This is a genomic window from Aeribacillus pallidus (assembly GCF_050478865.1).
In the GTDB taxonomy this organism is placed as follows: Bacteria; Bacillota; Bacilli; order Bacillales; family JACDOC01; genus JACDOC01.
Window position 1 is genome coordinate 56,863 of record NZ_JBCNBW010000034.1, and the last position, 13,122, is coordinate 69,984.

The following is a 13,122-nucleotide window of genomic DNA, read 5'->3' on the forward strand; positions in this document are numbered from 1 at the left end:
ATTATGCAGCACCGCTATTTGCCAATGACGGAAAAAGACAAACAAGAAATGCTAGAAGCAATTGGCGTTTCATCCATTGACGAATTATTTAGCGATATCCCGGAACAAGTTCGTTTTAAAGGTGAATACAACATTAAAAAAGCGAAATCTGAATCGGCATTAATGAAAGAATTAAGTCAACTTGCTGCTAAAAATGCCGATTTAAAATCACATGTATCCTTTTTGGGCGCGGGTGTATACGACCATTATATTCCAGTGATTGTTGACCATGTCATCTCTCGTTCTGAATTTTACACCGCATATACTCCGTATCAACCAGAAATTTCTCAAGGGGAATTACAAGCCATTTTTGAGTTTCAAACCATGATTTGTGAATTAACAGGAATGGATGTAGCAAACTCATCCATGTACGATGGCGGAACAGCGTTAGCGGAAGCAGCGATGTTAAGTGCAGCCCATACGAAGCGAAAGAAAATATTATTATCAAGCACCGTTCATCCAGAGTCTCGAGAAGTTGTAAAGACATATGCAAAAGGGCAAAACATAGAAGTTGTCGAAATCCCTTATAAGGATGGGGTTACAAATCTTGAAGTATTAAAGAAATTAATAAACGAAGAAGTAGCGGCAGTAATCGTTCAATACCCGAACTTTTTTGGGCGAATCGAACCTGTAAAAGAAATGGAAGCGTTGATCCATGATCAAAAAGGAATGCTCGTTGTATCCAGCAATCCGTTAGCTCTTGGCGTATTCACACCACCAGGGGCGCTCGGTGCCGATATTGTCGTTGGCGATGCGCAACCGTTTGGAATTCCAACTGCTTTTGGTGGTCCGCACTGCGGGTACTTTGCGGTTACAAAAAAATTGATGCGGAAAGTGCCTGGGAGACTTGTCGGACAAACAACGGACGAGGAAGGACGGAGAGGATTCGTATTAACGTTACAAGCTCGTGAACAACATATTCGTCGTGATAAAGCCACTTCCAATATTTGTTCTAACCAAGCATTAAACGCACTTGCGGCTTCGGTAGCGATGACGGCCCTTGGTAAAAAAGGGATAAAAGATATGGCGCTGCAAAACATCCAGAAAGCTCATTACGCAAAACAAGTATTGAAAAAACACGGATTTGAAATTGTTTTTGATGGTTATGGCTTTAACGAGTTTATCGTGAAGTTGGATGAACCGGTGAAAAAGGTAAATGAGCGTTTACTGAAAAAAGGAATCATCGGCGGATATGATCTTAGTCGTGACTATCCAGAACTCAAAAATCATATGTTAGTTGCGGTGACAGAATTACGTACAAAAGAGGAAATTGACACATTTGTAACAGAATTGGGGGATCGCCATGAATAAGCAAGATCAGCCACTCATTTTTGAACTTTCTAAACCTGGTCGTATCGGTTATAGCTTACCTGAGTTAGACGTTCCGGAAGTGGATGTAATAGAGCTTATTCCAGAAGGGTATATGCGTGAAGAAGAACCTGAACTTCCGGAAGTATCGGAACTTGACATCATGCGCCATTATACCGCCTTATCAAAGCGAAATCACGGGGTAGACTCAGGTTTTTACCCGTTAGGCTCTTGTACGATGAAATACAACCCGAAAGTAAATGAAAATGTTGCTCGATTTAATGGATTTGCCCATCTGCATCCATTACAAGACGAAAGCTCTGTTCAAGGCGCGTTAGAATTAATGTACGACTTACAACAGCATTTAAAAGAAATTACCGGTATGGATGAAGTAACGCTTCAACCAGCTGCCGGGGCCCATGGAGAATGGACAGGGTTAATGATGATTCGCGCGTATCATGAAGCGAATGGTGATTTCCAAAGAACAAAAGTAATCGTACCTGACTCTGCCCATGGAACAAACCCAGCATCAGCAACTGTGGCGGGATTAGAAACGATCACCGTGAAATCGAACGAACATGGACTAGTTGATATTGAAGATTTAAAACGAGTGGTTGGACCAGATACAGCGGCGTTAATGCTCACAAATCCAAATACGTTAGGTTTGTTTGAAGAAAATATTGTAGAAATGGCAGAAATTGTGCATGAAGCAGGCGGTAAATTGTATTATGACGGTGCTAATTTAAATGCGGTTTTATCAAAAGCTCGTCCAGGAGATATGGGATTTGATGTTGTTCACTTAAATCTTCATAAAACATTTACAGGTCCTCACGGTGGAGGCGGTCCAGGTTCTGGTCCAGTTGGAGTGAAGGAAGACTTAATTCCATTTTTACCTAAACCAGTTATTATGAAAAAGGATGGAAAATATGTGCTTGATTACGATCGACCACAGTCCATTGGACGAGTGAAACCGTACTACGGTAACTTTGGTATTAACGTTCGTGCCTATACTTACATTCGCTCAATGGGACCGGACGGATTAAAGGAAGTAACGGAAAATGCCGTATTAAACGCGAACTATATGATGAGAAAACTCGCACCATACTATGATTTACCTTTTGATCGTCATTGCAAGCACGAATTTGTATTAAGCGGAAAGCGTCAAAAGAAACTAGGGGTACGTACACTCGATATTGCGAAACGATTGCTTGACTTTGGCTACCATCCACCTACGATTTACTTCCCGTTAAACGTCGAAGAGTGTATTATGATTGAACCGACAGAAACTGAATCAAAAGAAACGTTAGACGCGTTTATTGACGCCATGATTCAAATCGCGAAAGAAGCGGAAGAAAATCCGGAAATTGTTCAAGAAGCACCACATACAACCGTTGTAAAACGTCTAGATGAAACAACCGCAGCTCGTAAACCAATTCTTCGTTACGAAAAGCAATAACTAAAAGGACCATGTGGGGATGTTTTTCCCACAGGTCCTCTTTTTTTCCATGCGTCCATGTATAATAAGAATGTTCGAAACGTTTCTCGAATGGCCGCAGTAAATATAGAAAGGAGATAAAAAGATGTCCGAAGTACATTTCGCAATTACGAAGCATTCACAACGCCAACACGAACAAATTAAAAAGTTTCTGTCTTTAAACGCGAAACGCGAAGAATACATTGAAGAGGCTGTTCAATTATGTCAAAACGGTCAACCTTTTTCCGTTGACAAAATTAATGCTGTTACTGATGAAATTAATGAATTAGCCAAGCAAGGAATCATTCCAACCCGAAAGCGTGTAACGGAAGAAATGGTTCGGGAATATGTGGAACGATTGAAAAATGAAGAGTAATTAGAGTGAATATGTGCTTACCAAATGTCGGTATTATAAAATTTGTACAAAAAAGAAACATGTATGCATTGAAATAAGTAACTTTTGAACAATATTTAATTGTTGTTCGTCAAATCATTTTTATGCACGAAAAAGGGCTCTATGTAAATCTATATCGATTTTGGCACTGAAAAAGTCGTATTTGTATCTCGAAATCCCCTAGTTGTGCCATGAGGGAGAGGAAGGTAGATTAGACATAACCAAAAACAGCTGGACAATATCCAGCTGTTTTCTTATTTTTTCTTAATTTTTCCGTCCCATTTTTTAAAGCCGCCTTTTAATTGATATAGTTCTTTATATCCTTTACGATAAAGCATTTGGGCAGCTCGGCCACTCCGAATGCTGTTTTGGCAATATAAGTAGACTGGCTTGTCAGGACGGATTTCTTTCATTCGCATTTTAAGTTGAGATAAAGGAATGTTACGAGCACCTAAAATGTGGCCACTTTCGAACTCGTTAGGTTCGCGTACGTCAATTAATTGAGCTTTTCGATATCCATTGCGAAACTCTTCTGGAGTAAGTGTAGTGATAATTCGTTTTTGATAAAAATATGTATAAATGGAATAAGCAATAATTGCTCCTAAAAGAATGAGTAACCAGTACAAGATGAATACTCCTTTCTTCGATTAGTCACTAATTTCTATTATAGTCATCATTGGAAAAGAATCAAAGGGAAATAGACGAAAATACCAATACCATACGTGCTCTTTCTTTGTTTTCTTTAATATTTTTGATAGACTAAAATTGATAGAGAATAGAATTAGGTTAGAGAAGAGGGTATACATCATGAGGAAAGAAATTTGGCGTTTTATTGATTCAGGATATTGTTCTCCTTCTTATAATATGGCACTTGATGAAGCGTTGTTAGAATGGCATAGCCAAGGAAAAATTCCACCGACGATTCGGTTCTATGGATGGAATCCACCGACATTATCTATTGGTTACTTTCAAAAAGTAGAAAAAGAAATCGATTTGGAAGCGGTTCAACGACATGGATTAGGCTTTGTTCGTAGACCAACCGGAGGCCGTGGAGTCCTTCATGAGCACGAATTAACGTATAGTGTCATTGTGTCAGAAGACTATCCAGACATGCCGAAAACGGTTACCGAAGCATACCGCGTGATTTCTGAGGGGTTATTAAGAGGATTTCAACGTCTCGGATTGGAGGCCTATTTTGCGATTCCTAGAACAGACGAAGAAAAAGATAAATTAAAAAATCCACGTTCTTCCGTCTGCTTTGATGCTCCAAGTTGGTACGAATTGGTCGTGGAAGGGCGTAAAGTAGCTGGTAGCGCCCAAACGAGACAAAAAGGAGTTATTTTACAACACGGCTCCATTTTACTAGACCTTGATGAAGAGAAGCTCTTCTCTCTGTTTAAATACCCAAGTGAACGGGTCAAAGAACGAATGAAAAAAGCGTTTAAAAACAAAGCTGTAGCCATCAACGACATTAGTCCACGTGCCATCACGATGGAAGAAGCGAAGGAAGCATTCAAACGCGGATTTGAAGAAGGCTTAAATATCGAATTACATCCTTATCAATTAAGTGAGGAAGAAGAGGCATACGTTCAAGAATTAGCACGCCGGCGGTACGAATCCGAAGAATGGAATTTTCGCCGTTAACGAGCTGTTCCTAATAAGGAGCAGCTTTTTTTATATTTCGATTTTTCTGACGATAATCCGCTTTGTTGATTTGATAGGCTTTGAAAGAATTTCGCCAATAATCAACTTCGAAAAATGTCCAAAATAAGATTTTATTCCCAGTTTTTTGTCCAAATACTTATAAATGCTCCAAGATTGACAATATTTTTTGTTTGACAATGAAGCGAACATCCGTTCAAAACATACAACATATTGTATGTTATCTTTATTTACGAGCACAATATATTGTATTTATTAGTTGATTTTATCCGAAGACTATGATACGGTAAGGATAATTCATTCATACATATTTTCTTAAACAACATGTGTAAATTTATATTTAAAGGAGTTGGAGCACATGGTAATTGCCTCGTCAAAACAAATGACCATAAATAAGGAGCGATTAAATAAGGATATACGCTTGTTCCCACAGGTTCACCCTATTACCCCTGATATGCATATTACCCATCGAGGCGTTTCCCGATTGGTCATGCTTGATCGTTATGCGTTTAAAGATACAGAAAAAATCACCTTAACCGAAGGAGATTTTGTCGTTTTAACCATTAAACAAGACCCTAAATTCCCGGCTCGTGGATTAGGATATATTTTAAAAATCGACTGGGAAGAAAAAAAAGCCAAAGTGCTTGTGGAAGAGGAATTTCGCAGCAATTTGGAAACGGACGAAGAGCGGGAAACCGGCATTGTTTTTCGTCCCCTTGATGTTATTGAAAAACCGCTGGAAGTGTACTATGAACAAATTGCCAAACGGAATGCAACGGGTCTTGCAGCTGTCGAAAAAACGGAAGAAAAACGGAAAGAATGGTTCGAAAAATTTTATCATGAACTAGTGAATCTACACTTTGTACCGGCCGGACGTGTTCTTTATGGGGCCGGAGCTGGGACGGATGTCACATATTTTAACTGTTACGTGATGCCATTTGTTCAAGATTCACGAGAAGGAATTTCGGAACACCGGAAAAAAGTGATGGAAATTATGAGCCGCGGGGGAGGGGTTGGGACAAACGGTTCTACATTACGTCCACGAAATACGTTAGCTCGCGGTGTCAACGGAAGATCTTCCGGTTCTGTTTCATGGCTCGATGATATAGCAAAATTAACGCATTTAGTTGAGCAAGGTGGATCTAGACGCGGAGCTCAAATGATCATGCTAGCTGATTGGCATCCAGACATTATTGAATTTATTATTTCGAAAATGCAAAACCCACGAATTTTACGCTTCTTGATTGAAAATACGAACGATGAACAAATTAAACGCACTGCACAAGAAAAGTTAAAATTTACGCCGCTAACTGAACAAGAACGCGACATGTATCAAGGGATTGTCAATTATAAAAACATTCCTGGAAACGGTGGGTTTTCAAAAGAAGTTATTGCGGAAGCGGAGCGTATGTTAAAAGAAGGTGGAAAATACTCCGTTCACAATCCGGATTTCCTAACTGGTGCTAACATTTCTGTTTGTTTAACAAAGGAATTTATGGAAGCCGTAGAAAACGATGATTATTACGAGCTTCGTTTCCCTGATGTAGAGTCTTATAACGAAGAAGAAATGAAAATTTACAATGAACAATGGCATCACGTTGGAGATGTCCGTGAGTGGGAAAAAATGGGTTATAAAGTACGGACGTACCGGAAAATTCGCGCAAAAGAACTTTGGAATTTAATTAACATTTGTGCAACCTACTCAGCAGAACCAGGCATTTTCTTTATTGATAATGCGAACGAAATGACAAATGCTCGAGCGTATGGTCAAAAAGTAGTGGCGACTAACCCATGCGGGGAGCAGCCATTAGCCCCATATTCCGTATGTAATTTAGCGGCAGTGAATTTGGCGAAAATGGTGAATAAAGAGACAAAAGAAGTCGACTTTGAAAAATTAAAGCGTACCGTTGAAGTAGGCGTACGGTTACAAGACAATGTCATTGATGCCACGCCATATTTCCTTGAAGAAAATAAAAAGCAAGCGCTCGGCGAACGACGGGTTGGACTTGGGGTCATGGGGCTTGCCGACTTACTGATTTATTGTGAAAAAGAATACGGTTCAAAAGAAGGTAATAAACTAGTTGACAAAGTGTTTGAAACGATTGCGACAACTGCGTATCGTGCATCGATTGAACTCGCAAAAGAAAAAGGGAGCTTTCCTTATTTAATCGGAGAAACAGAAGAGGAAACACGACGACTCCGAGAAGCGTTTATTCAATCAGGATATATGAAGAAAATGCCTGAAGATATCCGTCAATCCATTTTAGAACACGGAATTCGGAACTCACACTTATTAACAGTGGCTCCGACTGGTTCAACAGGAACGATGGTCGGTGTATCCACTGGATTGGAACCTTATTTCTCCTTTACGTATTATCGAAGCGGTCGTCTAGGAAAGTTTATCGAAGTAAAAGCAGAAATCGTAAAAGAATATTTAAACGAACATCCAGAAACGAACGAGAATGACCTTCCGCATTGGTTTGTTACGGCTATGGACTTGTCACCAGAAGCGCATGCGGATGTCCAATGCGTCATTCAGCGCTGGATTGACAGCTCCATTTCCAAAACGGTCAATGCTCCGAAAGGATACACCGTTGAACAAGTTAAGAAAGTATACGAACGGCTGTACAAAGGTGGAGCTAAAGGCGGAACCGTTTATGTTGATGGAAGCCGTGATACACAAGTATTAACCTTAAAAGCAGAAGAAAATCATACAGAAGAAGAGCATAACATGACCTTACCTGAAGAACATCCGGTCGTGTTAGTCGATACGATTCAAGATGTTCGTTCAACCGATGTCACAATCGGAAACGAAATTGGCAACATATGTCCAGTTTGTAGAAAAGGAAAAGTACAAGAAGTAGGTGGCTGCAACACTTGTACAAACTGTGGTGCCCAGTTAAAATGCGGACTGTAACTGAAATATAAGGTGTAGGGAATTTTCCTGCACCTTTTTTATTTCTTACAACCTATTCTTCCAATGAATGTACGCACTTTCACTCGTTCCCCTAGTTCTATTTTCTGCTTCCTTTGATTAAAGATGTATCAAAGAACGAGAAGGAGTTGGATAACATGTACATCGATGGGGTTTTTTCAGGGGGAGGAGTGCGAGGATACGCACTCGTTGGAGCGTACCAAACATTGGAGAAGAACGGATTTGTATTTAAACGACTAGCCGGAACAAGCGCGGGGGCGTTAATTGCCGCGCTGATTAGTGCTGGATATAAGGGAGAAGAATTATGTCAATTACTTAAACAACTCAATTTAAGCGAATTTCTCGATGAAAGAAGAACATTCATCCAATTTCCATTGGCGAAGTGGCTCTTTTTATATTGGCGAATGGGGTTGTACAAAGGGGATCAACTGGAAAAATGGGTAAATCATCATTTAGCTACGAAAGGAGTAAGGACGTTTGGTGATTTACCGCCAGGATCACTAAAAATCGTTGCGAGTGATTTAACGAACGGAAGGATATTAATTTTACCAGACGATTTAAAAATATATGGCATTGATCCATCTTCATTTCCAGTAGCAAAAGCAGTCCGAATGAGCTGCGGTTTACCGTATTTTTTTGAACCTGTAAAATTACGAACGAAGAAAGGGAGCTGTTACATCGTCGACGGTGGTGTATTAAGTAATTTTCCGATCTGGTTATTTGACCAAGATGAGACGAAAAAAGTTCGTCCGGTTATCGGTGTCAAATTAAGTCCAAAAACGAGTGAACGACCGAAGAAAAAGATTGCAAATGCGTTTGCACTGTTTGAAGCTTTATTTCAAACAATGAAAGAGGCCCATGATTCACGTTACATTTCTCGAAAACACGAAAAAAATATCATATTTATTCCAACCGCTAATTTGATTGCGACGGATTTCCACATTACAGAGGAACAAAAAGAGGCGCTCATCGAACTAGGCAAAAAAAAAGCAGAAGCATTTTTAATGAAATGGAGCTATTGAGGGGAACGGGCAAAAAGAAAAGAAGAAAATATCAAGCTATAAAGCCCGATTTTTCTTCTTACCTTTTTTTCCTTCGATGACTGTTAAATGAACGTTTGACCGTTTACGGTGTTCTTTTTTCCAACTATTTGGGCGTTTCGATTGGTCTTTTTGTTGTCGTTTTTTTAATCGTTTCTTGGATTGAAGGGCTGCTTTACGAAATGCTCGCTGCTCTTTTCTCTTAGGTTGTGCTTTCCAAAAAAGGTGATAAAAGAAGAAAAACAATCCAATGGCTACGGCAATGAACGCCAATTGCTTCAACAACTGAATCGGTTCTTGCGTAATCGTCGTTAATAGCCCGACGATGGCAAGGAGACCGATTACCGAAATAACGACAAAACGTACATTCATAGAAAGCCACCTCCTATGAGCATGATGAGCAATCTTTTACAAATTTAAACATCGATTTTGGAAATTATGAGAAGGATCGCATCCGAAGTTCCTTTTGTTCATTATTTTCCATTTTTAGGAGCTCATTAAACGCGGAAATCGCTACTTCAACTTGATCATCTGTCGGTTCTTTTGTTGTTAATAATTGTAACCAAAGACCAGGGTATCCAAGATATTTTAAAATAGGAAGATTTCTTAGTGCATTGGTAAGCTGAAGCACTTCAAACGATACACCTAAGACGATTGGAATTAAGGCTAAACGGTTCACAATTCGGACCCATAAAGGCTCTGTATCAACAAGCAAATAAACGAAAATTCCTACAATAACAGTAAATAGAATAAAGCTACTACCGCAACGGTAATGGAGCCTTGATTGTGCCTGAACGTTTTCTACTGTAAGTTCTACTCCATTTTCAAAGGCATTAATGACTTTATGTTCAGCTCCGTGATACTGAAACACCCGCTTAATTAAAGGAGTGAGGGATATCGCGTATATATATGTTAGAAGTAACAGAAATTTAAAGAACCCCTCAATTAAAATTTGGGCGGTATCACTTGAAAAAAGAGGACGAGTATATTCGGCTAAGAATATAGGAAGTAATGTAAATAGAACTTTTCCGAATAAAAAGGAGAGAACCCCAACAAGGGCTACGCCAAGAACTATTGTAATTTTTGAACTTTGTTGTTGTACGATGTGATAATCTTCTCTAGGATCGACATCAAAGCGTTCGGTAGAAAAATTCAAATGCTTTGACCCAATCGCACTTGCTTCAATAATGGCAACGATTCCACGAATTAATGGAATCTTTTTTAGTAGTCGTACCCAATGGGGAGATGACTTCGGTACATGAAAATAGTCAATTGATTGATCTTTACGCCGTATAGCAGTGACCGTATGTTTTTTTCCCCCAAACATAACACCTTCAACGACCGCTTGGCCACCATACACCGGTCTTTTTTCTTCCATGTAAATCACCAACCTATTTGTGATATACCTATGTTTGTTACCGATATTTTATCTCTATTCTACTATAAAAAAGGTGTTGGAAACTAGAAGGAAAACGTCAATCGTTTATACAATTATTTTTGAAAAAGTTCGTAGCAAAATGGACATACTACGAACAGGAGGTGGCTAATGTGACAAATGATTACGAGAAACTTGAACAAAATCAAAAAGAACAGCCAATGTCCTTATTAACGTTGTCGGTGTTAACCGGTTTTATTGGCGGAGTATTATGGAGTTTGATTGGATATGTGTCTTATTTATTTCATTTTACAACCATTTCACCAAGAGTGATTTTTGATTTCTGGGCAATTGGTGACTGGAAAAACGGGTGGATTGGAACGACACTTGCCATCATTCTCATAGGTATATTGGCAATTGGGGCGGCACTCATTTATTATGCGATGTTCCGAAAACGGGAAAGCATGTGGGTAGGAGCTGGTTATGGTCTACTATTGTTTCTCATTATATTCACGTTGTTAAAGCCAATGTTTCCAAGTGTAAAACCTCTAACGGAATTAGATGTAAATACAATTATTACCACTGTTTGTTTGTATATCTTATTTGGAATATTTGTAGGCTATTCAATTTCGTATGAACATAAAGAACAGCAACACGAAATGGAAAAAAGAATCCAACATTAGCTTCGTTTCTTCAGTAGTTTTATACTGGTGAAGTATGGTAGAATGTTCTTGTTGAACATTCTTTTTTTAGGTGACGGAAATGAAGAAAATATTATTGTTAAACGGTCCAAATTTAAATTTATTAGGAAAGCGGGAACCGACGATTTACGGTCAAACCACTCTAAAAGATATAGAAGATCACTTAAAGCAACTTGGAACATCGTACAACGTAGAAGTCGTTTCGTTCCAATCCAACCATGAAGGAGAATTGATTGACCAGCTTCATCAAGCAAACGAAGATGGCTTTGTTGGTGTTATTTTTAATCCAGGAGCCTACACCCACTACAGCTATGCACTGCGAGATGCAGTAGCTGCCATTGATTTACCTGTCATTGAAGTACATATTTCGAATATTCACCAACGGGAAGAATTTCGTCACCGTTCGGTCATCGCGCCTGTTACAATTGGGCAAATAAGTGGCTTTGGTGTCTATGGGTATGAATTGGCGCTTTTCGCTTTATTACATCATTTTAAAGGGGGAGAACTAAGTGAATAAATTAGAAAAACTTCGCGAACATCTGGCGAAGCAACAACTGGATGGGTTATTAATTACGAGTACATACAACCGTCGGTATATGACAAATTTTACGGGCTCAGCTGGTGTGGCTCTCGTTACCGAAAAAGACGCTTTATTCATTACCGATTTCCGTTATGTAGAACAAGCACAAAATCAATGTGACGGCTATGAAATTATTCAACATCAAGGATTAATTTTCGATGAAGTGGCAAAGCAAGCGAAAGAGCGTAAAATTCGCACACTAGGGTTTGAACAAGACCATATGACGTTTGCTAGTTTTAAACAGCTTGAAGCAGCCTTTGAGGGAGAGCTAGTGCCTGTTTCTCACCTTGTTGAAAACTTACGCTTGATTAAGACGGAATCAGAGATTAAGATATTAAAGGAAGCAGCGGATATTGCCGATGCTGCATTTAAGCATATTCTAGACTTTATTCGCCCTGGTATAACAGAATTGGATGTCTCCAACGAATTAGAATTTTTTATGCGTAAATGTGGAGCTACATCCTCATCCTTTGATATTATTGTTGCCTCAGGACACCGATCAGCACTGCCTCATGGAGTGGCATCAGACAAAGTTATTGAAAAAGGTGATTTTGTTACGCTTGATTATGGGGCATATTATAAAGGATATGTTTCAGATATTACACGTACGATTGCGGTGGGAGAGCCGTCTGACGAGTTAAAAGCGATTTATAACGTCGTTCTTGAAGCACAATTGCGAGCAATGGATCAAATTAAACCAGGATTAACTGGTAAAGAGGCAGATGCGATTGCTCGTGATTATATTACAGAAAAAGGATACGGGGAATATTTCGGACATTCATTAGGGCATGGAATTGGTCTAGAAGTACATGAAGGCCCTGGGCTTTCCACTCGTTCGGATGTGGTCTTACAGCCTGGAATGGTGGTCACTGTTGAACCAGGAATTTACCTGCCAGGAATAGGTGGAGTGAGAATTGAAGATGACACATTGATTACCGAAACAGCTAATGAAACGTTAACCCATTCCACTAAGGAATTGATCATTTTGTAATGTTTAACGTAGGAGGAGTAGAGCATGATTTCAGTAAACGATTTTCGCACAGGATTAACGATTGAAGTGGATGGAGGAATTTGGAGAGTTTTAGACTTCCAACACGTAAAACCTGGTAAAGGAGCGGCTTTTGTTCGTTCTAAACTTCGCAACTTACGTACAGGTGCCATTCAAGAAAAAACGTTCCGTGCGGGTGAGAAAGTAGCGAAGGCACAAATTGATAACCGTAAGATGCAATATCTATATGCAAACGGAGATCAACATGTGTTCATGGATACAGAATCTTATGAACAAATTGAATTAAGCGCTAGCCAAATCGAACATGAATTAAAATTCTTAAAAGAAAATATGGAAGTATACGTCATGATGTTCCAAGGCGAAACTATCGGTATCGAGCTACCAAACACAGTTGAATTAAAAGTGGTTGAAACAGAGCCAGGCATTAAAGGTGACACAGCTTCTGGTGGTTCTAAACCAGCTACATTAGAAACTGGACTTGTTGTTCAAGTACCTTTCTTCGTAAATGAAGGTGACGTCCTCGTTATTAACACAGCAGATGGTACTTACGTTTCTCGTGCCTGATCACGAATCACAATCAAGGCTTGACTTTCTTATCGGAAAGT

General features: G+C 39.4%; 13 protein-coding genes. 10 read left to right on the forward strand and 3 right to left on the reverse strand.

Annotation, left to right across the window (positions count from 1 at the left end; all coding sequences use genetic code 11):
• Positions 1 to 3: 3 nt before the first annotated feature.
• The 3 genes from gcvPA to ABES52_RS07835 all read left to right on the forward strand — a co-directional run bounded on the left by gcvPA (position 4) and on the right by ABES52_RS07835 (position 3,197).
• Entirely contained in the window at positions 4 to 1,350 is a 1,347-nt protein-coding gene (gcvPA, locus tag ABES52_RS07825) for an aminomethyl-transferring glycine dehydrogenase subunit GcvPA (RefSeq protein ID WP_429650587.1), read from the forward strand.
• Positions 1,343 to 2,803 (forward strand): aminomethyl-transferring glycine dehydrogenase subunit GcvPB, encoded by a 1,461-nt coding sequence (gene gcvPB / locus ABES52_RS07830; RefSeq protein WP_429650588.1) that lies wholly within the window; start codon positions 1,343 to 1,345, stop codon positions 2,801 to 2,803. Before gcvPA ends, gcvPB begins: the two co-directional genes overlap by 8 nt.
• Before the next feature lie 124 nt (positions 2,804 to 2,927).
• A complete protein-coding gene (locus ABES52_RS07835) occupies positions 2,928 to 3,197 on the forward strand; it encodes a YpbS family protein (protein WP_429650589.1) in 270 nt (89 codons plus the stop codon).
• A 272-nt stretch (positions 3,198 to 3,469) separates the two neighbouring features.
• Here ABES52_RS07835 and ABES52_RS07840 read toward each other — a convergent pair whose 3' ends face one another.
• On the reverse strand, positions 3,470 to 3,841 hold the full coding sequence (locus tag ABES52_RS07840; RefSeq protein WP_429650590.1) for a rhodanese-like domain-containing protein: 372 nt from the start codon (positions 3,839 to 3,841) through the stop codon (positions 3,470 to 3,472).
• A gap of 181 nt (positions 3,842 to 4,022) precedes the next feature.
• Between ABES52_RS07840 and ABES52_RS07845 the strand changes: the two genes are divergently transcribed.
• The 3 genes from ABES52_RS07845 (at position 4,023) to ABES52_RS07855 (ending at position 8,834) form a co-directional block, all read left to right on the forward strand.
• On the forward strand, positions 4,023 to 4,859 hold the full coding sequence (locus ABES52_RS07845; RefSeq protein ID WP_429650591.1) for a lipoate--protein ligase family protein: 837 nt from the start codon (positions 4,023 to 4,025) through the stop codon (positions 4,857 to 4,859).
• A gap of 376 nt (positions 4,860 to 5,235) precedes the next feature.
• The gene (locus ABES52_RS07850; protein WP_429650592.1) at positions 5,236 to 7,794 is read left to right on the forward strand and encodes a vitamin B12-dependent ribonucleotide reductase; all 2,559 of its coding nucleotides are present in this window, start codon (positions 5,236 to 5,238) and stop codon (positions 7,792 to 7,794) included.
• A gap of 155 nt (positions 7,795 to 7,949) precedes the next feature.
• Positions 7,950 to 8,834, forward strand: coding sequence for a patatin-like phospholipase family protein (locus ABES52_RS07855; RefSeq protein WP_429650593.1), 885 nt, complete (start codon positions 7,950 to 7,952; stop codon positions 8,832 to 8,834).
• Between the two features lie 36 nt (positions 8,835 to 8,870).
• Here the strand turns inward: ABES52_RS07855 and ABES52_RS07860 are convergent, their stop codons facing one another.
• Positions 8,871 to 9,224, reverse strand: a complete 354-nt coding sequence (locus tag ABES52_RS07860) for an SA1362 family protein (RefSeq protein WP_429650594.1) — start codon at positions 9,222 to 9,224, stop codon at positions 8,871 to 8,873.
• Positions 9,225 to 9,288: 64 nt separating this feature from the next.
• Positions 9,289 to 10,230: a DUF1385 domain-containing protein gene (locus ABES52_RS07865; protein ID WP_429650595.1), complete on the reverse strand. Its 942-nt coding sequence runs from the start codon at positions 10,228 to 10,230 to the stop codon at positions 9,289 to 9,291.
• A 170-nt stretch (positions 10,231 to 10,400) separates the two neighbouring features.
• Here ABES52_RS07865 and ABES52_RS07870 point away from each other — a divergent pair, with 170 nt between their 5' ends.
• The 4 genes from ABES52_RS07870 to efp all read left to right on the forward strand — a co-directional run bounded on the left by ABES52_RS07870 (position 10,401) and on the right by efp (position 13,081).
• The gene (locus tag ABES52_RS07870; RefSeq protein WP_429650596.1) at positions 10,401 to 10,910 is read left to right on the forward strand and encodes a YqhR family membrane protein; all 510 of its coding nucleotides are present in this window, start codon (positions 10,401 to 10,403) and stop codon (positions 10,908 to 10,910) included.
• Positions 10,911 to 10,989: 79 nt separating this feature from the next.
• Positions 10,990 to 11,445, forward strand: a complete 456-nt coding sequence (aroQ, locus tag ABES52_RS07875; RefSeq protein ID WP_429650597.1) for a type II 3-dehydroquinate dehydratase — start codon at positions 10,990 to 10,992, stop codon at positions 11,443 to 11,445.
• Positions 11,438 to 12,499 (forward strand): M24 family metallopeptidase, encoded by a 1,062-nt coding sequence (locus ABES52_RS07880; protein WP_429650598.1) that lies wholly within the window; start codon positions 11,438 to 11,440, stop codon positions 12,497 to 12,499. Before aroQ ends, ABES52_RS07880 begins: the two co-directional genes overlap by 8 nt.
• Positions 12,500 to 12,523: 24 nt before the next feature.
• Positions 12,524 to 13,081, forward strand: a complete 558-nt coding sequence (gene efp / locus ABES52_RS07885; protein ID WP_429650599.1) for an elongation factor P — start codon at positions 12,524 to 12,526, stop codon at positions 13,079 to 13,081.
• Positions 13,082 to 13,122 lie beyond the last annotated feature (41 nt).